The organism is Virgibacillus profundi (assembly GCF_002287375.1).
Taxonomy (GTDB): Bacteria; Bacillota; Bacilli; order Bacillales; family Amphibacillaceae; genus Virgibacillus_K; species Virgibacillus_K profundi.
Window position 1 is genome coordinate 117,915 of sequence record NZ_NPOA01000008.1, and the last position, 22,033, is coordinate 139,947.

The window sequence follows — 22,033 nt, forward strand, 5'->3', positions numbered from 1 at the left end:
TGTATTTAAACCTCACTATTTGTCGGGGGGTATTGGGGGGACTTTTTAAATTAAAATCGTGGACAAGACGCTGCTTAAAATCAATTACAAAAAGGAGAAATGCAAAATGACAAAGACAAACGAATTGCAAGGATATATTTTAATTGTAGATGAGGATATTTATTTATTCCACGATAATGGAAAGATCAAGCTGCTTCATGAGGATGGTATAGCAGTTAATTATGAATTTAGTAAACCAAGTAAACTAGGAACAAAGGTTGTGCCGATGAGTTATGAAAATATTTTAAAAAACAAAGGTAAATTAATTGGATCCTATGCTCGGGTTACCCCAAGTATAAAACATGCAGCTGAAACGATTGAAGCTTATCAAAAAGGATTCGATTCTTTATAAAAAGTTAAAAGTTTATGTAAAGTACGCCAAAAACAAGCATACTTCTAAAACGCATTTCAAGCCTTGTACAAGCGTTTTGCGTATTTAGCATACAAACACATTAAGAAACCCTCGAATAGTGAGGGTTTCTTTTGTTCTTGAAGCGTTTCCTAATGCATTTCCAATTCTATTACCTGGTTAGAAATTCACCTGGTAACTTGTACTTTATTGTATTGAGTGGATCCCCTGCAGGATTTTGTGTTTCCTGTTTAGCGTAACATTTATGTTTTTAATACTGTTAGGGTTTCACACTCAGTGCTTACAAAGTCGTCAACTTTTGCTACACTTACGTTTACGGACTGCAACATGTCAGTTAGGCTCTGTACTGTGTATTCTGATAAATTCTGAAATTGTTCTGCCAATATAGGTTCCGCAGGCTCATTTGAATACATAACCGACCAGTTTGCCTGTTGTTCCCCTGGTATCGTTACGTGCGGCGCAAACTTATCGTCATGCATCAACTCAATCATACTTATCTTACCATTCTCACCTACACCTACTATATGCGCTCGTAATTGTAAGGCTGGTTTGAACAGTAACCTACTTTGTAAAAACTTACGTATTAACTTCGCTATACCCTGTGCATTAGCATGAGCGTTTGCAGATTGATTTATGTGTTCCTCTAAGATTACCATTTCGGACAAGTCACCTGTTAGTCCATATACTACCTTTTTGTTATGCTTATATATCTTTTTAACACCACCCATTTTCTGGCAGGTATTATTCGCATTGACCGCCCGCAGGTCACCACTGATTACCGCTACGTGATTCATTACTACTGACATAACCAGTGACATCAATAATTACCTCCTATATGTGATCTAATAAATAAACGTGTTATTAACTGTGCTTCAATTCGTCCTCTTTCATTTGGTAGCAATGTTACTTCATGTTTTCCTCTGGTGATTTTTCCATTCGAATCTTTTTCAATGTAATCAATCAAATTAATCCTATCGCCATTTGTCCCTGAGAAATTAACTAAATTCCCGTCTACTCTGATTTCTACATCCGTTGGTTTGTCTTCTAATAAAAAGATCCCATGAATTATTTCGTGCACGTGATTAGGTAGTTCAATTTCATGCGTATGGTTTGGGAGATCAATGTCGTGTGTATGTGCTGGTATAGAGACAGAGTGCACATGATTAGGCACATTAAACGAATGGCTATGTGCTGGGACACTAACACTATGCGCATGATCAAACCTTCCGTCACCCGATATGTTGACAAGGTGGGTATGTTCTGACTGAGAATCACTGGAAGGTCCAGAAGATATTTGAAGCACTTCTTTAGGGAATATCTTCGTTGTACTTGTGACTGTCGTGCTACCCCCACTTTCCGTTGATTTACTGGTACCCCCACCGCTGCTTGATGTTTGGGTAGAAGCTCCACCGCTACTTGTACTTTTTACAGTTCCACCACCACCGCCTGTAGATTTTACAATTGACCCCCCACCTGCAGTAGCTTTGGAATACCCACGAAACTTTCGCATCCTTTTCTTAATAGCCAATTCTTCTTCAATAGTTAACAATGTTGCTCCCATTTATAAACTTCCTTTCTTTATCTCGGCATCCTCATAGCCCGATGCAAATTTCGTGCCTGTTTTTCAGATACATGGGGTTCTACTAGCGCGCCAACTAACCGCCCATCCATACTTATTTCTGTATGGCTTCCTTCTCTTGTAATACTAATCAGTTCGGATAATAATGCAGCTACTCGATCATTTTTATCAAGGTTACTATTGTTTGAGCTACTTTGTCCCATATCAATCATCCGCATTAAGTTAGCTTGCTGTCCTTCAGTTAATACCATTTCATTTCTTAAGAGTCTTACGTCTATTTCATTATGCATAGGCATATTTTCTAGCTGTGAAGCAAGGCCGCCATTATGCAGCTTAGGCATTTTATCTTGCAGGGATTCTACGCCTACAAGTCCACCTTGATGTCGTAAAAGACCATGATTTCTTACAGCCCCCGCACCTGTCCGATTGTAACTTAATGAAATTTGTTTATGAACAGACCTAGCAAGTTCCCTATTCAAATCACGAGCATCACCTAAATCATAACCATGTACTGAAAATAATTTCTCAATTTCTCTACCTAGTTCACTGTTAAATACTTCCGTATTACCAGTAATATCTTCAATTTCGCTGTAGACACCGCCCAAGCTTTCTATCTTATCTTCAATTGCCTGTTTCGCCTGTCGATACTCTTCTGTATTTTTGTGTGCAGCACCGTAGTTTTCCTCGAGCTGCCTTTTCTCTTCTACAAGTCGCTCTGCTTCTTCCTTTATAATTTCAAGGCCCTGTCCTTTTTCATAGGTTAATCCTCCCTGTTTTAGTAACACTTCGGCAATTCGTTCATTTACGATATTAAGTTGTTCTAATTCTTCTTCACCCAATTCCTTTTTATTACGGGCTTCTTCAACTTGATTACGTAGATCATCAAGCGTATCTGAAATAGTACCACGCTGTATAGACAGTAAAGTTGCTCTTTCCCTGTCCAGATCCCACTGTTCCTCTGAAGTGAGAATACCTTCACTAAATTTATTGTTAATTTCTTTAACCCGAGCGTCAATTTCTTCAGTAGTTAAGCTTCTATTCTCAATCGCAAAGTTTATTTCATCCTCTAGTCGTGCTAAGTCTTTTTGAGCGTCTGCTATGTCTTGACGTGCCTTTGCTTCATTTTCGAGCGCAATAACTCGCTCTGCTTCCAGTTCAATTAAAGCCATATCATGTAAAGCATTTATATAGTCGTGAACTGCATCAGTAGAGTCAACAATAGCGTTTCCTTTTTCTGAAAATGTCTTTTCCACTTGAGGGGCTTGTTCAATAATATTGTCATTCGCTTCAATTAGTTCATTGATTTCTTTTTTACTTAGACCGCTCTTACCAGCTAACTCTTCATATGCTTTCTCCAAATCCTTTATCTTTTCTGGATCCGTTTCATTTTCCAGTCTTTTTTGAATATCCAGCAGTTTTCCAAATTCATCTTTTGTTAATCTGCTCTTTGTTTCCAGTTCTTCAAATCGCTCTACGTTTGCTTCCAGGGAATCCGCTTGATCCATTAAAGCGTCAGCGTTTTCAAGGTTTACTTCTCTGTTTGCAGCCATTTTTACGTTAAGCCCTGCTACAAGTCCAGTTAAAGCAGAAACGCCCACAATGGCCCATCCCGCAGGGCCTAGTGCAAGCATTAACCCACGAAAGGAAAGAACTAGTTTTCCAATCGTAGAAGCTGCTAGTGCTATTCCTGAAGCTGTTCCAACAAACGTTACCCCTGCTTTCAATGTAGATGCGTCCACTTCAGAGATTGCCTTTACTACGTCTGTACCTTTTTCTACAATATCAGTAAACAATGGGAGAAACTCATTCCCTAATTTAATTCCGGCTTCTTCGACTACAGATTGGAATTCTTTAAAGGATCCAATCAATGAATCGTTTTGTATATCTGCTACTCGTTCAGCTGTTCCTGCAGAGTTTTCTAATTCTGTAGTATAATCCTGAAGACCTTCCTCCCCAACATTGAGTAAAGCAAGGAAACCTGATGTAGCTTCAGTCCCCACCAACTGAGCCGCAGCCTGTGTCTTCTGTGCATCTGTCATACCGTCCATTTTGTCAGAAACATGCCCCATTAATTCAGGTAATGGTTTCATATTTCCTTCTGAGTCGTTTATTTCAATATTTAATTCTTCCATGGCTTTTGTTGTTTGTCCTGTTGGATTTGCCAGGCTAAGTAACATAGCTCTGAGTGCCGTACCCGCAGAACTTGAGCTTATTCCGACGTTTCCGAGCTCCCCAATCGCCGCAGAAGTGCTTTCCAGTGATAAACCTAAACTTGAAGCGACCGGGCCTATAATCTTCATTGCTTCTCCGAGTTTTGGTATATCTGTATTCGCTGTATTTGATGTTTTTACGAGTACATCTACTGCACCCTCAACATCTTCTGCAGCAATACCAAACCCTGACATGATATTTGTAACAATATCTGAACTGGTTCCAAGGTCAATTTGTGCAGCTGCAGCTGTGTTTAAAATTGCAGGAAGGGCAGTTATTTGTTGTTCTACATCAAAGCCTGCCATAGCCATATACTGTAAAGCTGCCGCACTTTCTGAGGCCGAAAACACAGTTGTCGAACCGGCCTCACGTGCGGCGGCCTCAAGTCTTTTCATATCCTCCTCTGACGCATTACTAACTGCTTGTACACGTTTCATACTTGATTCAAAGTCAGCTGAAACTTTCACACTCGCGCCTAGTCCAGCTACAATAGCAGCTCCCATAACTGCAGATCCTTTTTGCACAGCGTCGAAATCTTCACCCATTTGTTTTGCCGAGAAGCCGGTTTTCTCCATCTGTTTTCGGGATTCGTCCATCTTTCGTTTGAATTCATCATTTTTGAGCGTTAATTTAGCCCTAATTTCCCCGACATCTGCCATTATACTTTCACACCCTTGTTTCGAAACACTAACCTAGCAAGCTGTTTAACCTTATTCGTGATAGCTGGATCCATATGCTCAATGTAGATTCCTAGTTCTTCATTCGTCATTCCGTATTCATCCATGAGTTTTATGGCTTTATCTAGTTTTTTGTAATTTTCCTTATCTGGTAGTATACCTTCAACGAACATTTCAGCGATAGCTGCCATTGTTCCAGTAATAAAAGCCTTATCGTCTATTTCCTGTTGTGTTATTTCTTCCATGATTTCTTCTCGAGTTTTTTCATTCACGCTCATTTTTTAACTACCTCCTTAAATTAAAAAAGGCCACCATTTGAAGGCAGCCTTTTATCTGTTATTTATAATTTCTTCGAGTAATACCTTTTAATCTTGCGGCAGCTTTCGGGTGAAAAACTCCTAGTCCTGTAAACCATTCCACACGAGTTCTAAGTGAAGGTTTCTTTTGCAATTCACCTAAATCCTTTACACTTAACCCACCATTCTGTAGTCCTGATACGTATTGTTCAGCTCCAAATTTAATAGCGTAAATAGAAGCAACTTCGTTATTCGTCCCAAGAGTTTCATTAAAGCCTATTATGTCCTCATTTTTCTCATTTGTTTCGATAATTTTGATTGGAACACCGCCATAACGGAAAACTTTTCTTCCGAATGCATCGTAATCATTTTCAGTGTACCCATCATCATTTTGAATAAGGTATTTTAAATCTCGTCTTAATTCCTTATTTAGGTAAATAACATCCGGGCCACCTTCCACCTGGTCAATTAATGCATCAAGCATAGGCAGTGTTAGGTTCATACCATTTGCTCCCACTTGAATTACCTGATCATCTACCAGGCGTTTTTTTAAACCGTCAAAACCTAAAGGAGTTACATCAACATCCCCATTAAAGAAGTGGTCAGTATAGGATAATGCTGCTGATTTTATTTTCATAGCGTCCTGCGCTGCTCTGACCTGATTTCCGTTTGTTTGTACTAGGAATCTGTCTGTATCAAGATCTCCACCCATAATAATTAGGCTTTCAGACAATTGATTAATTACCCCTGTACTTTCTTCGTATGCTTCGTTTACTCCACGGAAACCTACCCCTGGAAGTGTTTCTTCTTGATTATACGCATAGGCATTTCCCTCAATATTCATAAACGGTAGCATTTCGAGCACAGCACTGTTTCGTGCATATGTTTCAATTACTCCTCGTTGTAATGTGTCTGTTGCTAATTTAGCTGCTTCTGGTAATGTTAAACTCATTTTTCATTTCCCCTTTTTCTAATTTTATTTTTTATTTTTTGTTGCTTCGTTATACTTCTTTGCTGCATTGCCTTGATCCGGTTCAACTTCCCCTGTTAAATTGTATAAAGCAATTGATCCTGGAAGATTACCGTTTTTAACTGCTGTTAACTGATCGCTTTTAGTGATACCTCGTTTACGTGAGCCAGTATGTTCATAGCCAAATAGTTCATAATCAAGATCTAACCACTCGTAACCAAATCGGTACATTTTTTCATACTTATCAGTAACCTCACCAGCTGCACCCAAGAATCTATTATGGATATGATCTGCTTCCCTGTTCAACTTACCTAATTCATATAAGTATTTCAGATACTCAGCAACGAAAGGTGTAATCCCATCAAGTTTTTTCTCTACCTCTTTACGTAAGACGTCCATTTCTCGTTTATATCCCTTTTCTAAATCTTCCATATGTTTTTTTAGTAAGCCAGGCTTTTTGCTTTCTGTTACAGATATTCTCAAATCCAGCTGCTTTATTTCCTGTTGTAATTTGTCTTTTTCTTTAGTAAGCCTATTTAATTCTACTTTATCAATTGCATCCCCTGTAACTGCTTCTGTAATAATCAATGCTTCTGATTCTTTTACCACCCGATCCAGTTCGAATTCCGCATCTCGTTTCGCTTTTTTCAGCTTTGCTAATTGCTTTACGATTTTTGACGACTGATCCGTAAATAAATCCAATTCTTTAAATTTGTTTTTCATAGTTTTTTCCTCTTTTCTCATATTTTTTAAAAAGCAAAATTTCTTTAAAATTTTATAGTTTTGAGACATTTTTTCTCATAAAAAACAGACCATTTCTCAGGTCTATTTTGTAGAATAAATATAAAATTTTTTATTGTTACTTTTACGACAAAAAAGCCATGTCACACCCACTTGACACTCGGGCATAAAATGACTTACGAAATTCGTGTTTTTTATTCGATTTTCAAGCCTTATTTTGATATTTGGGTTTCAGAGGCAGCAGTTTCCAGTAGGGGAATGGGGCGCTCCCCTACACTACCCCCTACCTCGAACCTCGCCTTTCGCCCCTCGCATGTCGTGTATATTTATTCATTAAAGTGTTAAGTTTACATAATCAATATAATCGGAACCTGTCTTTCAAACGTTGATTTAACAATGTTTCTAGAGACCTCAATCACAGACTTAAATGTATAAAAAATGAAACGTTGATTTGATAGGCTTTTGACGAGGTGCGAAACCAGCGCTTCCTGCATAAACAGTGCATAAGACAGGCAGCATAGTATAACGTCATACGAGCCTATAAGCCTGAAAGATATAGGCGCACGTCCACCAGAAGGTTGCAGTGGGTGTTTTAACCTTAGTACAGTGTAGCGTTGTTACATTGTTTTACTAACTTATACCCTTGTTTTTATAGTCATTTATACGGGCATGTGCGTCCCCTATATTTGTAAGGGACTGGCTATCACTGTTAGCCATAAGCTTCTCTTCTATACTTAGCCCTGGTGTAGGTAACAGGTCATTCAGCTGCAGTAATAGTTTAAGAGCTTCAGCATTATGGCCTTCCACTGCAGACTGTACCATTGCCTCCATCATCTCAGGTAATCTATGCAACGTAGTACGCCTCATTCTCCGATTAACTTCAGTTTGAAATAGAGGATCTTGTCTCCATGAATACAATGACTTTCTTGTTACGCCTGCTTTTTTAGCTATTTCCCCATAAGATAACCCGCCCTTATCAGGAAGTGCTAAATAATTAATAGCGATATAGTGTTCAGTACCTAACCATTTCATAGCCACAAATCAATCACCTACCTTTATTAAATAAAAAAGGCAAAGTGCGATATACACTTTACCTAGAGTTGGCACTTACATTGCCTTGGGTACAAACTACCCATCTTATACTAAGAATACTGTTGTTGCGGGCTTTTGTCAAGTTTTCGTAGGTACTTTTAGCATTTATTTTAATCCTCTTTTAGTATCGTTTCCAGTAATGATTTTGTACCAATCTTTTCACCGTTAATATGCGTATATATATGTTCGACTGCAGAATCACAGTAAGCGTAATACTGAGAAGAAGATAGCTTTAACATATCGAGTATCTTATAACGCGGTACCTTTAGGATCCATCTGCCCCGGCAACATGCCCTTTCCATTTTAGGCATTTGCTCGAGTGCCTGGTCAATCATAATTTTATTCATTTGGCCCCCAGATATTCCATCCTTACTTCTAGGGGATTTTGTTACTTTTTCTTCCCATCTATAATCTTGCCCCTGATGTTTATGATAATACTTAAGCATGTTACGTACACCAATTCTTGATACATAATCTTCTACATAAATTCGTTTACTCATGTTAGTCACGTCCTAAAAAGTAGTTAAATTGTAAGTAAAATCTATCAAACTTAATACTTGTAATATAGGTAGCTTAAAGCCTTGATACTATAAGGTTTTACAGGGACGTTTAATCCCCCTAAGTCTATTAGTAGTAACTACCAATCTACTAGGGATTAAACGTCCCTGTTTATTGATTTTCTAAAGTCCATCCCATACTTATAATTTCTTGTCGCTGCTGTTCTTTTTTCACCTGTTTAATGACCTCCCTCATTCTTTCTTTTTGCTTCCCTCGAAATGCTTCTTTCTCGATTAAATTTTCCATAGCATGTATTATTTCCTTCCATTCCAGTTCATGTTTTTCCGCTAATCCGTAAATTGTTTTAACGCCCGTCCTTTTTTGTCTCACCCCATTGCTTTTACGTGTTTCGATATTCACCATTCGCTCAACGCTTTTCACTTCCTTCACACTAACTCTGTGTTTTTTAGCGATTTTTTCAACTTCTTCTTTATAGTCATCATTCGAAATGAACTCTGATATATTAAGTAAGCTGGATAATATCTTCCAGGTCTTTGTTTTCAATCCGTAAATATACATATAGGCATAATCCATCATGTAGCGTATATCGTTTTTCAAACTATGTGTATCTGCTTTTCTATTTACGTTCATTACAGCTATTTTGCAGGATCTGTACCCTAGAATTTCGTAAAGCCCCTTTATACACGCTGCGTGCATTGGTAGTACTTCATTTTCAAACTGTTCAATTATGATCGACTTTCCAAGTTCATAAGCTTCATATACTTCATCTGTAAATTTATCCTTAATACCTTCCTTCTTCTCCTGGTCAGACAGCTTTGTTTCTTCAATCGCTTCCTGTGTTTCCTGCTGCGTAGTTGAAAAATCAATTGCTGCAAGAAACCCTGTATCAATATTTTTATCAATATCAAACTCTAAAGATATAGGAAGCCCTAAAACGTCAGATACAGCCTTCATAAACGCTTTTCTATATAAACGGTAGTAACTCTCTCTATCTCTCACTGTCTTGTGTCTGACGTGTGTATAATCAATCTGCAGGTCTGTTTCCTCTTTAAGAAAGACTCCCCTCTCTTTTTCAATAATCCCCTCTAGGAACTTCTCTGGACTTTCTGAGATAAATTCTTTTGTTTCTTTAACAAGCTCTTCGGATCTCTTTAATCTGTAGGAAAAAGCACCTTCAAGGAAATAACTCTTTTTTGCTTTTTCCTCAGACTTTGACTCCTGGGTATAAATTCCATGAAACAGGTATGGCCTTCTAAATCTATTACTCATTTGTCTTATGGTACTGATATTAAATAAATCTGATGTATTTGTAGCTACTGTTATGACTCCCCAGTTTGGGCTATCATTCAGGATATTAATTCCATCTGCAATAACAGTGGTAGACAATATTACCTGTACATCCTCGTTTACAGTCTCTTGTTCTACCAGCTGCTTGTACATCCCTTTATCTTTATTGTCTGAGGTTAGACTTACTGCCTTGATCTTATTTTTATTTAAGACTGACTCGATCTCTTTTATTGCTTTTTTAGATTGAATAAACACAAGCAGCCTTGCATCTGCTAACAAAACATAGGCTTTTATCAGCTGGATCAAATAGGGCATTTCGTTTTTTCGGTCTTTGTAAGTAAAAACTCGGAAACTCTTTGCTGGTGAAGCTTGATTGTTCTTCTTAAATTCTATAACCTTATCAAACTGATTTTTGTATACCTCGTCAGGCGTTCCTGATAGCCCGATATAGGAAACTACTTCAAACTCCTTACTTACACCCTCTAGGCTTCTTACAGCTAAATAACGGTAGCCTTTGTTGTAATCCGTAACAAACTTGTGTATCTCGTCTACTGTTATAGAAAATCGAAAATGATTATATTCATTTCTTAAAAATTTCACTATCCTACTTGTCATGTCATAAGTGGAAACAACGACTCGATTTCCTTTTTCTGTGTAATTATGAAGTGTGCCTTTTGATTTAAACATGGTACGATCTCCACTTTTAACAGGGAGCAGATTATGTTTTTTCGCTAACTGATCTACCAGGGCAATTGTAGGAACTGCTAAAATAAAGAAATTCGACTCACTAACGTCTTCAGCTGCTAGTTCTTTCATCGCATTAATAAAGGCTGTTGTCTTCCCGCTTCCAGTAGGACTATCAACTAAAAGCTTTTCGTTACGATCAAGTAGTTGCTTTGCGTCATTCTTACTTACAAAATCAGTAATATTTATCGTTTCATGTTCATAGACTGGATCTATAGGTTGTTCATTTGTATATGCATGTTTGAATTTAAAGCCTTTCTTCTTTGCGTACTCGATAAATGAGGCTATCGTTGCTTCTCCATTTGCGCTCATTCTGTCCCAGTAGTTATAAGGCTGTTCTCCACCTGAGATAATATTAAATAGGTCAAAGCCTTCATCATCTGTTAACTGTCCGATATCTGCAGCATATTTAAGCCCGTAGGTAAGTCGTAACCATTCTTCCGTAACTCCTGCCCCTGAGGGCAAGTGTCCAATTGTTTCAGCTGCTTCTTTTAGAACTTCAAAAGGTGGCAAAACTTGGTTCTCAACTTCCTTATATCTTTCCTTTAAGGCTGCTTCACGCTGCTTTATTTTTTCACGTACCTTGATTAATAGTTCTTGAGTATTCAGTTTTATAGGGCTACCATGAACAAAGTACTTATGTTTTCCCCAGTGGCCACCACGGACAGGCATATGTACGTTTTTAGCTTGGCTATCTACCCCGGCAATTCCTTGCTGCCTTAAATCTGCCATTACACAATTTATGATTCCCTGCAGCTCTTTTTGATTAGTAACTCGTTGATCCAGCTGGTAAAGCAGTCTGTACCGATTTCCGGTTATCCCATGATTAAATGTGTAGAACATCCCCACAGCTTTTCCTTTTTGCGCTTCAAATACCTTAACCGGATCCGTTTCATACTTCTTATCATCAATATCAATTGCAAAAATATCTGAGGAAACAAACTTTATATCTTTATCTTTAGCATTTGGTCCGTTACTAATTATGTCTATATCCGATAAAATTATATTGTGACCCTGGCTAAACTTTTCTACTATCTCCCTTATACTGAGGGTTGATTTTACGAGGTTTAATTTAAAATCATTTACTGATACACCTGAAGGAGTTCTTTCAAATTGCCCTGGAGCTCGTCCCCCATCTACCAATACAACGTGTTTCGCCAATAAAGCTGTTGTCATAGGGCATCACAACGCTTATCATTACCCCTATAATGTGTTATAATAGAGGTATCAAATTCATTGAAATGTTCTAATTGTTTTCGTCTTCCTGGGGTGAGGGAAGGCGATTTTTCTTTTTTATTTGTCGTAAACATAAGCTGCCTTCCCTTCCCTTAAACCAGTAAAGTACATAAATATGGCCTCCCTATGATAATCAGTGATTCCTGAATAAAATGGGGAGGCCGATTCTGACTCTTATGTTCAGAGCATAACCTTAGCAAGAAGTCTGATTCTCACACCCAGCACCCGTATAGCTGCTGGTTCCCGTTGTTTTTATTTGTGGACGAACAATTCTAAAACGCCCTATTTTGTGTTATAATTTATTTACAGTCTATGAGGCGTAAGGATTACTGGGTGGTTCTCCTTACGCCTTTTTCTCTTTCAGTAGTTCAATTAACATTTCTTTGAACAGCTGCTCTTTCTTCTTCTGTTTTGTCATACGAATATCTCCTTTTTCATGAATTTATTAAACAAAAACACGTAAATGCAATTGTTGCTGCAAAAAATACTGGAAAGAAAACACTAGGATTTGTCAGTTTCTTTTTCATTACTAACACCTTCTTTTACAATCTTCGAAAATAAGCTAGTTGCTATCTTATCCGTTGTTTTGTAATGCGCAGTAAGCCCGGTAACTGCGTAATGGATCAAATCATCTAACATTCGTATTTTCCTGTGAAAATCCCCGAATTCCATGTCTACTGAAGCGGCATCCATGTCCTCTCTTAAAAACTGCATTTCTTTTTTAATATCGTTTAACGCCTCAACTTTTAAATCAATACTCCCTAGAGATCCATCTAAATCATGAACCATAGTTCGTACTGTTTTTTCTGGTGCAGTATCTATATGAAAAAGATACTTAACATCAGATTTAGGGAAAAAGGTTTTTTGTATTTTAAGTGCTTCACCGAAAGTAAATTCACTTCCAGACCGTTTGATTTTATTACTAACCTCTGAAGCTGGGATCCCAAGTCTCCCTGCAAAGTCTTCTGTTACAAATTTTTTTACTGCCATTTCGTGAATTAAATTTTTGTACATATTTTACTCTCCCCTATATTCAATATTCATTGCTACCTCTTCTAAGTTTTCACTTGAAATCTTACTAATCTCTTCTTGGCACTTTTTAATATCAAGCAGTTCATTATGAAGCAAGGTGTAGATAGCATATAACTGTTTTTGAACATCTCCCTCTTGCACTCGCTTTCCCATTTCTTCAGGGTGCGCGTGCATATCTTCTATTAGATCGCCAAAGAAAATCATCTGTCCGTCAATCGTATTTAAACCACCCGAAACTTCATATGCCTGATTATTAATTTCATTTAGTTTTCTTTGCATTGTAGTAACCCCCTATTTTTATTATTCGCCTTCTATTTCCTTACACGCTTTCAATATAGAATTGGCAAAGGCTTTTGCATCTTCAACATGACATGTAATTCCAGCATCTAGTTCATGACCATGTTCTCCCCATTGCCCCATTTCAAAGTAAACTGCATCTGTTTTATCTTTTCCATCTTCTGCATTTTCATAATGTGGCTGTACTTCCAAATACCAAACTGTATTTTCTACTGGTGATCTTTCTTGGATTCTAAAGTTTTTCATTATTAACCTCTCCCTTATCGGTTTCTTTTACAAGCATCTGTCCACGCATAATTTATTTTTATTCCCACTCATCCGTAATTTCTTGAATCACTTTTGCACTGGCTTCAAAGGGCCATATTCTTTTGCCTTTTGATTTACGTCTTTCAAGCAACTTCATCCGTGAATCATGAAGTATTTCATTCTCGAGGAAGCTTTTCGACATTGTAGTACGTTTGGCCATTTCGTTTATATCCCAGTAAAGCAATGTTTCATTGAGCATTTTATCCAGCTTTTCATTGATATAAGCCCTTACCTGCTCCTGGTCAACATCAACATTTATGTTAGCTAACATTTTTAATCCTCCCCGCAGCATTATAAATGCTGTTAATTATTAAAAAAAATATAGTTAACGTTAATATAAGGATATTTACTTTTTGTTTTATCAATAAAATTCCTAGTCGCTTTAACGTAACCTCTTTCCACCTTCTCATACATAGACAATGAAACGCCTATAGATTGCGCCATTTCATACTGAGTAAATCCTTTTGATTTTCGTAAATCTCTTAAAGGCTGCTGCTTTGATAACACGTTCACCCCCTCACCTCCTTATCAATGGGATTGACTATATCACACAACAGCATTTATAATGATGTCAAGCACTTATAGTGCGGATTTTTATTGTATATCCTCTCATCTAATGTTTTAATATAGGTAAAGCATAAAGAGTAGGTGGAGGAATGAGCGATCTAGGAATAGAGATTAAACGTACACGTAAATCAAAAAGAATTACACAAAAACAACTTGCTGAAAGATTAAATGTAGCTGAAAGTACAGTCCGCATGTGGGAGTTGGGTAAAAATAAGCCTTCTGTAGAAACTATCGCACAAATAGCAAACATATTAGAAGTTGACTTTTTATATTTAGCGTATCTTGCAGGGATAAACCTAATAAAAACAGAAACTGACAAAGAAATCAGTGACCTTTTAAAATCAAAAGAAAACCTCCTTGCAGCATACAAGGACTTTGAATTAAATAAAGATTATTTTGATCTGCACGAATTGCTTTCAATAGATAACCACCTTCATTACAAGGACAAGCTACTTACGAAAGAAGAAAAGGAAAAACTACTTACGATTATCGAAACTGTATTGGGCTAACAATTGGCGCGTGCGTGTGAGGGATAACATAGAGTGCTCTTGATGATAGTTGTTGCCATGTGGTAACAATACGCACGTACGTGCGAGGAATAACTTAGTAAGGAGATCTATTAATGACATTACCAATTGATATGGAAATTCTCCAAAAACGAGAAGAGATACCAGTTAAATTAGCCGAACTGTCATACACCAATCCGGAAAAATCATTAGAACTACTTAGAAAGTGGGGAGAAAAAAGAACACCGATCACTCCCTTACATGAAGAAATACGAAAAGCTTTGAAATAAATCCAGGAATAACTTTAAGGAGGTGCTGCCGAACAAAAATACAAAGAAACATAGTTAAACCCCTAACAGCGTCTGTCCACGCAACGAAAGGGACAAATAACTATGAAATTGTATAAAACAAAGAAGGATCCAGAACTGTTCTATTACTACAATGCAAAAAACGCAAAAATGTGGTTGTTCAGGCATAAATACTATGACAGTTTAGGTAAACGTAAGGAAAAATATAAACAAGGATTTGAGAAGGAAAATGAAGCGTATAGGGCGCTTTTAGAGGTAAAGACAAACATCCTTAATGGAAATGTCAAACAAGTCTCTAATGCTAATTTAACTATATCTGAATGGCTTGATATATGGTACGAAATTCATAAAGGCGACTGGAAGGTATCTTCTCAAATGCAAAGAAAAGGCGCAATTAAATATCAAATGAAGCCATTGCTGGGGAAATATAAATTATCAGATCTTGATAAGACCACTTACAAAAGAGTGTATATCAATGAATTGTTAAAAAAGAAGTATAAACCTAGCTCGGTTCATATGTTCCATAAATTATTTCAAATTGCCATTAATGCAGCAGTTGACGATGAGATTATCCCACGAAACAGATTCAACAAGATTGTCATTGAACAGGAAGATCAAGCGGATAACTTTTTAACAGCTGAAGAATTAAATATATTTTTAAACGCTGCAAAGTCATCAGTAACCCTAACGAACTACAGTTTAATCCTCACCCTAGCATATACGGGGTTACGTAGGGGGGAAGCTTTAGGTCTAACCTGGGATAATATAGGCTTTGAAGGCAATACATTAACTGTTGAGCGTACCAGGGATAAAAAAGGGGTACGATCTCCAAAAACAAAAAGAAGTTATCGAAAAATCATAATTGATGATGCATTGGTAAAACAATTAGAGGTTTATAAGAAGTGGTGTAAAAAAACTTTGCTTTCTTTTGGGAAGCATTTAAAAGATGATGACTACATTTTTATATCGTCTCGATCAGGTGAACCAGTAACTGAAAATGCTATAAATTATAGTTTTAAAGTGATTCTCAAAAAAACTAAATTAAAGAAGATCACACCGCATGGATTAAGACATACACATGCAACAATATTAATAGGCCAGCGAATACCAGTAAAAGTTATCGCTGACCGCTTAGGTAATACTCCTAATATGATTTTAGAGATTTACAGTCATTCTTTCAAGGAATTAGAAGAAGAATCTGTAACTGCATTTGGTGAAAGTTTAAGAATCGCTGGGGGAATTAAGTAGGATTTGCTAAGGGTTTTGGGGAGGGTTTTTAAAATACTCCCTTCAAACCCCATTGCTACAAGGCTTTTCGCTACTACAAGGTTTTACCAGAGATAAAAGCCCTAATGTAGTTATTTGCCAAGAGTTACACTTGCCTTGGATAATGGCCAATATTTAATTCCTACTTTTCCTACAAGCTGATTTGTTGATATGAAACCAAAGGACCTGCTGTCAAGACTGTCTGAGCGGTTATCACCCATCACAAACAACTTGTTTTTCGGCACCTTTTTCTCTCCCGTCACTTCTGTTAATGTAAAATTATTTGTGAATGGTTTCCTATCACTTGCTTGAATATATGGATCAAGAAAAGCTTCCTCTACATATTCTCCATTTATATATAATTGATCATCTCTATATTTGATTTCATCACCAGGTAATCCAATGACCCGCTTCACATAATCATCCTGCTTATTTGCGTGAAATACGATGACATCAAAGCGATCCACGTCTTCCAAATTATAAATAACCTTATTTACCATTAACAAATTTCCATCGTATAGTGTTGGCTGCATTGATTCACCATCCACTACATAACTTGCAAATAATACAGACCGAAAAATCAATGCTATTACTATCGCAAAAAAGATCACTGGGATAATTCTGCGATAATTTAATTTCTTCATACTGAATCTTCCTCCAGGGTTTTGTTCTCTATCTTTATCATACCCTGATTAGAAGGCTTTTAATCCTTTTCAATGTCTTTTCGCAATGCTCTTTTTTCTATTCTCTTTTCCAAATATTTACCAATCATCCAAAATAAGACAATACAAATTCCTACCACAATTGTCTTTGTTGGATTTTTTGCGAATTCCAATATACTTGACCCGACATATGCAATTGAAAATATCATAACCGATTTTCCTAATAATACAGCAAGTATAAACTGTTGTTTGCTAATTTTCGATAAACCTGCAACTACATTAATAACTGCAGATGGTGAAAACGGGAAACACATTAAGAGGAATAAGGGACCAAACCCATGTCTTTCCAGCCACGCGGTTACTTTCTTTACTTGTTTATTACGACGGATTGCTTTGAATATTCGTTTATCCCCCAGTTTACGAATAATAAGAAAAACGAGTACAGCCCCAATGCTTGATCCAGCCCAGGACAATAGGAACCCTTCCAATAGCCCGTATGCTGCTGCATTTGCAAAAACAAAAACAACCAATGGCAAAAAAGGCAGGAATGCTTCAATAAATGGCAACAGAATTCCCGGAACTGGTCCCAGACTTTCATAATCACTTAACAGTTGCATAATATAATCGTCTAGTTTGTCGTTTTCAAGCATGATTCTCCAATCAGATAACTTGATGTTAAATAAATACATTTAGCTAAATTCTCCTCATTCACTTGTAAAAAACATTAATATTAGTCTCTCTATATTTATTTTAATGTAAACTATGAAATCTGCATAGTCTTATCAATTAGTTTGCCACTTTCTTTTCATTTTTTGAAATTATTTTGTTTTATGTTGTTATTTTTTATAGTTTTGTCATATAATATAAATACGAGAACGAACGTTCCGTTAATGAAGGAGGATTTATCATGCGTTATCTCAGTGATGAAGAATTGCAGGTTGCTTCACGCTTTCTCTTTCTTTCCATGGCAATCGTGGTAATAAATCAGGACATTCAGTTTGTCAAAACAGGCCCCTTTAAAATTAAAGATCTATATATTGAGCTTTTGGAAAAAATGGCAGCTGAAGGAGTAAAGGAACGCAGACATTTGCGAAAAACAATGGAGAATAAGAAAATAAGTGTTGTTACATTAAATAAAAATGATTCCTTTTCATCTTATCTATTCCTATGCCAGGGGCGGGAAGAAAAGCGGAATTACTTCAATCCTGCCATTCGGAATAAGGTTGAAACGATTCTGCAGGAGCTTTTGAAGCAGGCTCAGCCACCACTTCAGCCTTATGCTGTTGCAAAAACTTAATCCGATTATCAAGCAGATAGCGGAACTGTGCTGTTCGCTGGACCTGGTTTAGCACAGAGCCATAGGAAACATCAAGGATAACTTTTCTGCCATTTTTGAAGACTACTTGTGCACAATGATTTGCGGCCCTGTTCACTTTATCAATATGGGAATGAGCAATCCATGAGCATTTTGAATTTGTCGGTGAGGTGGTAGGAAAGAAATACATTCCACTGGTAGGGTCGATGGAAATCGGGGCTTTATGTGTAATCCCACAAATATCCCTGGTTCCATCCTGTCTGCCTTTTAGACTCGCTCCAAAAAATTTACAGGCATAATCTATGATCTTACTTGGGGAACGATCAACAACGTATTCCTCCTCTTCTTCAAATATAAAAGTAGTAAGCGTGCCTAATCTGTCCTGTTTGGCTACAATGGCCAATGTCATTGGGGTAATTTCATACGATGGGATGTAATATTCACTTAACATTTTCATCTTCCTTTCAATGTTAAATGAAAAGAAAGCGGCTTACATTATAATCTATCAAATTTCTGGTTAAAAAGATAGACAAAAACAAAATTTTCCGATAAAACTTTTACTTATTCTACATTTTCCGAGGATTTATCCGTTTTTTCAAGCTTCGCATTTTTAAATTCCTGTGGATACTGCTCTTCCATGATATGAAAATCAGGGTTTAATAAAGTAAATGTATCCAGCTCTGGTGTTTTATTATTATTATTTTTCATTACACAACAATCCCTTTTTCTATTTAGTTTGCCTCGATGTGACAAGATTTATACTTTGCAGTGAAAAACACCTTGCAGCCAAATAGCTTCAAGGTGTTTTTCTAATTTAAACTGTTATTAAAAAGATTAGGACTACGCACTGCTCTCATCAAAAGAATTGTTTTTTGTCACAAAATTTATAAAATGCGAAGTAAATCGAGATTGATTCCAATAACATGTGCTATTGCTGCCGTCCGGGATCGCTCCGGGCGGATGCGCATCCTTAGGGCACGGCTTCAGTCTCCTCGAGAAAACCACTCTGCGGGGTCTTCAGACACGTGCTATTCCCGCAGGACAAGGAAAGCTTCGGCAGCGTTACATCGCACGCAGAAAATAGATCTGTATTTTCAAGGAGTCACCGCCCTTCACTCACCCGAACTGGTGGGGTGGTTTGATGTTTTGTTTATTGTTTATTAATTCGTTCATCGATAGTAACCGGAATACCAGCGGAGGAAACACATTGAAGACTCCTGCGGGAGGAAAGACATAGGTGAGACCCCTAAAGACGAGTAGCACGAGGAGGCTCACCAGCCGCCCTAAGGTCCGCGAAATGTGTTTCTGTAGCGAATTCCTGCTCTCAACCAGCGTTTGCAAATGAATTTTCACTGTGTCGCAATTTCTATCGAATAGAAACAAAATTCACAAAAATCATACTTAATTCACAACTTTTTCACGAAGACTTCTTCTCAGAATTTTTCCTGTCGTATTTTTTGGTAATTCGTCTAAAAACTCAATTTTAGAAGGGATTTTATATTTTACTAATTGCTCTTTGCAGAATCCAATCAATTCTTCTTTTGTTGCAGATGAATCATCAACAACAACATAGCTCATTACCGCTTCACCTGTTTCCGGATCAGGAACTCCAACAACAGCTACTTCGGTAACGTTTGGATGTGAATATAAGACCTCTTCCACTTCCCTTGGATAAACATTGTATCCCCCGACAAGAATCAGATCTTTCTTACGGTCTACAATGTAGAAATACCCCTCATCATCCATCCTGGCCATATCACCCGTATAAAGCCATCCATCTTTTAAGGCTACTGCTGTCTCTTCAGGCATTTTATAATAGCCCTGCATCACATTTCGTCCTTGAACAATCAATTCACCAACTTCACCTGTCTCAACTTCTATACCAAACTCATCAACTACTTTATTTTCAACATTGATGATATTTCTCCCAATAGAACCCGGTTTTCTAGGGCGATCTAATGGGTTGAAGCATGTCACAGGTGATGCTTCTGATAAACCATAGCCTTCTGATATTTGTACTTCGAATGCTTTTTCAAATTCCTTCAATAAGGCAACAGGCATTGACGCCCCACCAGAAATACATAAACGAATCCCGGCAAAGTCTTCCTTATTTTCTTGTGCGCTTTGTAATAAATAATTATACATTGTTGGTACACCAGCAAATACCGTAATATTGTACTTTTTCGTCATTCGAAATACTTCCTGCGGAGAAAATTTTGGCATGATTAAAACCGTTCCCCCATTCAATAATGGTGCATTTAAAGCTACTGTTAAACAAAACACGTGGAACATTGGCAATGCTGCTATTACACGATCTTCTCCATTTATTGTTAAATAATCAGCAACATCCTTCGCATTGGAGAATAAATTTTTATGCGTTAACATGGCACCCTTTGGTTTTCCAGTTGTTCCGGAAGTATATAAAATAATGGCTAGGTCCTCATCCTTGAGCTCTGGAGCATCATAGTCAAGACTTCCTTCCTGAATTAATTGTGTAAACGATTTCAATTTAGAAGAAAGTAAATTTTGATCGAGCTTTAGATCAGCCCCTGAATCGCAGGATATGTAATGATTAACTTTTGGCAGTTTGTCCGCAATGGCAGTAAACTTTTCTAGCAATATATCCATTGTAATTACAGCTTTTACATCCCCATTCTTCAAAATATATGTCATTTCATGTGCTGTATACAATGGATTAATTGGGATAACGACAAGCCCCATCCTTAGAGCACCATACAAGCCGATTACATAATATGGGCTGTTTCCAACTATTAAAGCAATATGATCACCTTTTTTGTAGCCCAGCTGTTCCAATCTTGAAGCAAATTTTATTACCGCTCCCTCTAATTCCATATAGCTCGTTTCTTCACCTTGAAAAATATAAGCAGTTTTTGTTGGATATTTTTTAGCAGTAATTGATAATTGATCACTTAAATTCATAATTAGTCCCCCAAGTAATGAATGAATAATCATTCATAATTATTATAAAATTTATACTAATTATAGAATACAGATCATTTAAATTCAAGTGAAAACGCTGACATTTATTAATACTTTTTGTCATACAAGAATATTCTTCAAGAGGATAGTCTTGTTATTCCTCATGCAGCAATTCGATAAATACTTCCAAAGCTTTTGTTTGAAATGGAGATTTCGTTATAATCGAAAATTGCCGAATAAACGGGAGACCTTTTACTTCTAATACGTTTAAATCACCATTTTTTAATTCCTTTTGGATTGTCCATTGTGATAATAAACTTATTCCAAGCCCGGCTTCCACCGCTTCTTTAATCGATTGTGTACTGCTGAAATTCATTCTTTTTTCAGGTTGGATTCCTATTTTCTCAAACATTTTTTCAGAAGCTTCCCGAGTTCCCGATCCTTGCTCACGAACGATCCACAATTCCTGCCCCAGCTCACTTATTTTTATAAATCCATTCTGCTTTGCGAATTGATGTTTAGGAGAAGCCACAATTACCATATAATCCTCGGCAAATTCTTCGATCAACAATTGCTTATCTTTAAAATTCCCCTCCACTATACCGATATCCATTTGATGACTTGCAACCAAACCAGCAATCTTAGCAGTATTTCCGATTGTTATTGTTGGTTGAATAGCAGGATAGGTTTTCTGCAAACGTGCAATAATATGTGGCAATACATACTCTCCAAACGTATAACTGGCACCTATGTTTAGGGGACCACTAGCTTTGTTTGACAGGTCATCCACTAAATTCTGCATCTTTGTATACAGTCCGGTAATTTCCTTTGCATGATGATAAACGATTTCCCCGGCTTTGTTTAAGCGAACATATTTATTTGTTCGATCCAATAACCTTGTACCGATATTTTCCTCAAAAATACGAATATATTGACTAACTGCAGGCTGCGTCATATGCAATTCTTCTGCAGCCCGTGAAAAGCTTTGTCTTTCTGCTACGGTTACAAATACCTGTAAATGCTGATCCATTCTAAACCCATCCAATCATTTCATTATATCGTTTTACTTATTA

At 37.1% G+C, this 22,033-nt stretch carries 25 protein-coding genes; 5 read left to right on the forward strand and 20 right to left on the reverse strand.

Annotation, left to right across the window (positions count from 1 at the left end; genetic code table 11):
* The first annotated feature begins 106 nt into the window (after window positions 1-106).
* Window positions 107-391, forward strand: a complete 285-nt coding sequence (locus CIL05_RS12725) for a hypothetical protein (RefSeq protein WP_095655920.1) — start codon at window positions 107-109, stop codon at window positions 389-391.
* A gap of 260 nt (window positions 392-651) precedes the next feature.
* Here the strand turns inward: CIL05_RS12725 and CIL05_RS12730 are convergent, their stop codons facing one another.
* The 14 genes from CIL05_RS12730 to CIL05_RS12795 all read right to left on the reverse strand — a co-directional run bounded on the left by CIL05_RS12730 (window position 652) and on the right by CIL05_RS12795 (window position 13,909).
* Window positions 652-1,227, reverse strand: a complete 576-nt coding sequence (locus tag CIL05_RS12730; protein WP_095655921.1) for an Ntn hydrolase family protein — start codon at window positions 1,225-1,227, stop codon at window positions 652-654.
* Complete coding sequence (locus CIL05_RS12735) at window positions 1,227-1,970, reverse strand: hypothetical protein (RefSeq protein ID WP_095655922.1); 744 nt, start codon at window positions 1,968-1,970, stop codon at window positions 1,227-1,229. Before CIL05_RS12735 ends, CIL05_RS12730 begins: the two co-directional genes overlap by 1 nt.
* A 17-nt stretch (window positions 1,971-1,987) precedes the next feature.
* Window positions 1,988-4,858 carry a phage tail tape measure protein gene (locus CIL05_RS12740; protein ID WP_095655923.1) on the reverse strand — a complete coding sequence of 957 codons (2,871 nt, stop codon included), beginning with the start codon at window positions 4,856-4,858 and terminating at the stop codon, window positions 1,988-1,990.
* Window positions 4,858-5,154 carry a hypothetical protein gene (locus CIL05_RS12745; protein WP_095655924.1) on the reverse strand — a complete coding sequence of 99 codons (297 nt, stop codon included), beginning with the start codon at window positions 5,152-5,154 and terminating at the stop codon, window positions 4,858-4,860. Before CIL05_RS12745 ends, CIL05_RS12740 begins: the two co-directional genes overlap by 1 nt.
* A gap of 58 nt (window positions 5,155-5,212) precedes the next feature.
* The gene (locus CIL05_RS12750) at window positions 5,213-6,124 is read right to left on the reverse strand and encodes a major capsid protein (RefSeq protein ID WP_095655925.1); all 912 of its coding nucleotides are present in this window, start codon (window positions 6,122-6,124) and stop codon (window positions 5,213-5,215) included.
* 24 nt (window positions 6,125-6,148) lie between these two features.
* Complete coding sequence (locus CIL05_RS12755) at window positions 6,149-6,865, reverse strand: hypothetical protein (RefSeq protein WP_095655926.1); 717 nt, start codon at window positions 6,863-6,865, stop codon at window positions 6,149-6,151.
* Between the two features lie 648 nt (window positions 6,866-7,513).
* A complete protein-coding gene (locus tag CIL05_RS12760; RefSeq protein WP_095655927.1) occupies window positions 7,514-7,921 on the reverse strand; it encodes a phBC6A51 family helix-turn-helix protein in 408 nt (135 codons plus the stop codon).
* 164 nt (window positions 7,922-8,085) lie between these two features.
* The gene (locus CIL05_RS12765; protein ID WP_095655928.1) at window positions 8,086-8,475 is read right to left on the reverse strand and encodes a hypothetical protein; all 390 of its coding nucleotides are present in this window, start codon (window positions 8,473-8,475) and stop codon (window positions 8,086-8,088) included.
* A 169-nt stretch (window positions 8,476-8,644) separates the two neighbouring features.
* Window positions 8,645-11,701: a DEAD/DEAH box helicase family protein gene (locus CIL05_RS12770; RefSeq protein ID WP_095655929.1), complete on the reverse strand. Its 3,057-nt coding sequence runs from the start codon at window positions 11,699-11,701 to the stop codon at window positions 8,645-8,647.
* A 561-nt stretch (window positions 11,702-12,262) separates the two neighbouring features.
* Window positions 12,263-12,775: a hypothetical protein gene (locus CIL05_RS12775; protein ID WP_095655930.1), complete on the reverse strand. Its 513-nt coding sequence runs from the start codon at window positions 12,773-12,775 to the stop codon at window positions 12,263-12,265.
* A 3-nt stretch (window positions 12,776-12,778) separates the two neighbouring features.
* Window positions 12,779-13,072 (reverse strand): hypothetical protein, encoded by a 294-nt coding sequence (locus tag CIL05_RS12780; protein WP_095655931.1) that lies wholly within the window; start codon window positions 13,070-13,072, stop codon window positions 12,779-12,781.
* A 21-nt stretch (window positions 13,073-13,093) separates the two neighbouring features.
* Window positions 13,094-13,336 carry a hypothetical protein gene (locus CIL05_RS12785; RefSeq protein ID WP_095655932.1) on the reverse strand — a complete coding sequence of 81 codons (243 nt, stop codon included), beginning with the start codon at window positions 13,334-13,336 and terminating at the stop codon, window positions 13,094-13,096.
* A 58-nt stretch (window positions 13,337-13,394) separates the two neighbouring features.
* On the reverse strand, window positions 13,395-13,667 hold the full coding sequence (locus CIL05_RS12790) for a hypothetical protein (RefSeq protein ID WP_095655933.1): 273 nt from the start codon (window positions 13,665-13,667) through the stop codon (window positions 13,395-13,397).
* Window positions 13,668-13,699: 32 nt separating this feature from the next.
* Window positions 13,700-13,909: a helix-turn-helix domain-containing protein gene (locus CIL05_RS12795; RefSeq protein ID WP_240510187.1), complete on the reverse strand. Its 210-nt coding sequence runs from the start codon at window positions 13,907-13,909 to the stop codon at window positions 13,700-13,702.
* 143 nt (window positions 13,910-14,052) lie between these two features.
* Here CIL05_RS12795 and CIL05_RS12800 point away from each other — a divergent pair, with 143 nt between their 5' ends.
* The 3 genes from CIL05_RS12800 (at window position 14,053) to CIL05_RS12805 (ending at window position 16,025) form a co-directional block, all read left to right on the forward strand.
* On the forward strand, window positions 14,053-14,472 hold the full coding sequence (locus CIL05_RS12800; RefSeq protein WP_095655934.1) for a helix-turn-helix domain-containing protein: 420 nt from the start codon (window positions 14,053-14,055) through the stop codon (window positions 14,470-14,472).
* A 113-nt stretch (window positions 14,473-14,585) separates the two neighbouring features.
* Window positions 14,586-14,759, forward strand: coding sequence for a hypothetical protein (locus tag CIL05_RS22265; protein ID WP_165769121.1), 174 nt, complete (start codon window positions 14,586-14,588; stop codon window positions 14,757-14,759).
* 102 nt (window positions 14,760-14,861) lie between these two features.
* Complete coding sequence (locus tag CIL05_RS12805) at window positions 14,862-16,025, forward strand: site-specific integrase (protein WP_095655935.1); 1,164 nt, start codon at window positions 14,862-14,864, stop codon at window positions 16,023-16,025.
* A gap of 110 nt (window positions 16,026-16,135) precedes the next feature.
* Here the strand turns inward: CIL05_RS12805 and lepB are convergent, their stop codons facing one another.
* Together lepB and CIL05_RS12815 are read right to left on the reverse strand one after the other, a co-directional pair.
* Window positions 16,136-16,687: a signal peptidase I gene (gene lepB, locus CIL05_RS12810; RefSeq protein WP_095655936.1), complete on the reverse strand. Its 552-nt coding sequence runs from the start codon at window positions 16,685-16,687 to the stop codon at window positions 16,136-16,138.
* A gap of 59 nt (window positions 16,688-16,746) precedes the next feature.
* Window positions 16,747-17,394, reverse strand: coding sequence for a TVP38/TMEM64 family protein (locus CIL05_RS12815; protein WP_095655937.1), 648 nt, complete (start codon window positions 17,392-17,394; stop codon window positions 16,747-16,749).
* Window positions 17,395-17,612: 218 nt separating this feature from the next.
* Between CIL05_RS12815 and CIL05_RS12820 the strand changes: the two genes are divergently transcribed.
* On the forward strand, window positions 17,613-18,002 hold the full coding sequence (locus CIL05_RS12820) for a YhjD family protein (RefSeq protein ID WP_095655938.1): 390 nt from the start codon (window positions 17,613-17,615) through the stop codon (window positions 18,000-18,002).
* On the opposite strand, the gene CIL05_RS12825 is transcribed toward CIL05_RS12820, so the two are convergent.
* The 4 genes from CIL05_RS12825 to CIL05_RS12835 all read right to left on the reverse strand — a co-directional run bounded on the left by CIL05_RS12825 (window position 17,905) and on the right by CIL05_RS12835 (window position 21,990).
* Window positions 17,905-18,471, reverse strand: coding sequence for a competence protein ComK (locus CIL05_RS12825; RefSeq protein WP_095655939.1), 567 nt, complete (start codon window positions 18,469-18,471; stop codon window positions 17,905-17,907). The two genes, CIL05_RS12820 and CIL05_RS12825, sit on opposite strands and share 98 nt — an antisense overlap.
* Window positions 18,472-18,581: 110 nt before the next feature.
* Window positions 18,582-18,728, reverse strand: coding sequence for a hypothetical protein (locus CIL05_RS22270; protein ID WP_165769122.1), 147 nt, complete (start codon window positions 18,726-18,728; stop codon window positions 18,582-18,584).
* A 693-nt stretch (window positions 18,729-19,421) separates the two neighbouring features.
* Window positions 19,422-20,960 carry a fatty acid--CoA ligase family protein gene (locus CIL05_RS12830; protein ID WP_095655940.1) on the reverse strand — a complete coding sequence of 513 codons (1,539 nt, stop codon included), beginning with the start codon at window positions 20,958-20,960 and terminating at the stop codon, window positions 19,422-19,424.
* 154 nt (window positions 20,961-21,114) lie between these two features.
* Window positions 21,115-21,990 (reverse strand): LysR family transcriptional regulator, encoded by an 876-nt coding sequence (locus tag CIL05_RS12835; RefSeq protein ID WP_095655941.1) that lies wholly within the window; start codon window positions 21,988-21,990, stop codon window positions 21,115-21,117.
* Between the last annotated feature and the right edge of the window lie 43 nt (window positions 21,991-22,033).

What these genes read in the sequence shown, in the direction of transcription:
- CIL05_RS12725 (WP_095655920.1), top strand. Translation starts at nt 107, where the DNA reads ATGACAAAGACAAACGAATTGCAAGGATATATTTTAATTGTAGATGAG.
- CIL05_RS12730 (WP_095655921.1), bottom strand. Translation starts at nt 1,227, where the DNA reads ATGTCACTGGTTATGTCAGTAGTAATGAATCACGTAGCGGTAATCAGT.
- CIL05_RS12735 (WP_095655922.1), bottom strand. Translation starts at nt 1,970, where the DNA reads ATGGGAGCAACATTGTTAACTATTGAAGAAGAATTGGCTATTAAGAAA.
- CIL05_RS12740 (WP_095655923.1), bottom strand. Translation starts at nt 4,858, where the DNA reads ATGGCAGATGTCGGGGAAATTAGGGCTAAATTAACGCTCAAAAATGAT.
- CIL05_RS12745 (WP_095655924.1), bottom strand. Translation starts at nt 5,154, where the DNA reads ATGAGCGTGAATGAAAAAACTCGAGAAGAAATCATGGAAGAAATAACA.
- CIL05_RS12750 (WP_095655925.1), bottom strand. Translation starts at nt 6,124, where the DNA reads ATGAGTTTAACATTACCAGAAGCAGCTAAATTAGCAACAGACACATTA.
- CIL05_RS12755 (WP_095655926.1), bottom strand. Translation starts at nt 6,865, where the DNA reads ATGAAAAACAAATTTAAAGAATTGGATTTATTTACGGATCAGTCGTCA.
- CIL05_RS12765 (WP_095655928.1), bottom strand. Translation starts at nt 8,475, where the DNA reads ATGAGTAAACGAATTTATGTAGAAGATTATGTATCAAGAATTGGTGTA.
- CIL05_RS12770 (WP_095655929.1), bottom strand. Translation starts at nt 11,701, where the DNA reads ATGACAACAGCTTTATTGGCGAAACACGTTGTATTGGTAGATGGGGGA.
- CIL05_RS12775 (WP_095655930.1), bottom strand. Translation starts at nt 12,775, where the DNA reads ATGTACAAAAATTTAATTCACGAAATGGCAGTAAAAAAATTTGTAACA.
- CIL05_RS12780 (WP_095655931.1), bottom strand. Translation starts at nt 13,072, where the DNA reads ATGCAAAGAAAACTAAATGAAATTAATAATCAGGCATATGAAGTTTCG.
- CIL05_RS12785 (WP_095655932.1), bottom strand. Translation starts at nt 13,336, where the DNA reads ATGAAAAACTTTAGAATCCAAGAAAGATCACCAGTAGAAAATACAGTT.
- CIL05_RS12790 (WP_095655933.1), bottom strand. Translation starts at nt 13,667, where the DNA reads ATGTTAGCTAACATAAATGTTGATGTTGACCAGGAGCAGGTAAGGGCT.
- CIL05_RS12800 (WP_095655934.1), top strand. Translation starts at nt 14,053, where the DNA reads ATGAGCGATCTAGGAATAGAGATTAAACGTACACGTAAATCAAAAAGA.
- CIL05_RS22265 (WP_165769121.1), top strand. Translation starts at nt 14,586, where the DNA reads ATGACATTACCAATTGATATGGAAATTCTCCAAAAACGAGAAGAGATA.
- CIL05_RS12805 (WP_095655935.1), top strand. Translation starts at nt 14,862, where the DNA reads ATGAAATTGTATAAAACAAAGAAGGATCCAGAACTGTTCTATTACTAC.
- lepB (WP_095655936.1), bottom strand. Translation starts at nt 16,687, where the DNA reads ATGAAGAAATTAAATTATCGCAGAATTATCCCAGTGATCTTTTTTGCG.
- CIL05_RS12815 (WP_095655937.1), bottom strand. Translation starts at nt 17,394, where the DNA reads ATGTATTTATTTAACATCAAGTTATCTGATTGGAGAATCATGCTTGAA.
- CIL05_RS12820 (WP_095655938.1), top strand. Translation starts at nt 17,613, where the DNA reads ATGCGTTATCTCAGTGATGAAGAATTGCAGGTTGCTTCACGCTTTCTC.
- CIL05_RS12825 (WP_095655939.1), bottom strand. Translation starts at nt 18,471, where the DNA reads ATGTTAAGTGAATATTACATCCCATCGTATGAAATTACCCCAATGACA.
- CIL05_RS22270 (WP_165769122.1), bottom strand. Translation starts at nt 18,728, where the DNA reads ATGAAAAATAATAATAATAAAACACCAGAGCTGGATACATTTACTTTA.
- CIL05_RS12830 (WP_095655940.1), bottom strand. Translation starts at nt 20,960, where the DNA reads ATGAATTTAAGTGATCAATTATCAATTACTGCTAAAAAATATCCAACA.
- CIL05_RS12835 (WP_095655941.1), bottom strand. Translation starts at nt 21,990, where the DNA reads ATGGATCAGCATTTACAGGTATTTGTAACCGTAGCAGAAAGACAAAGC.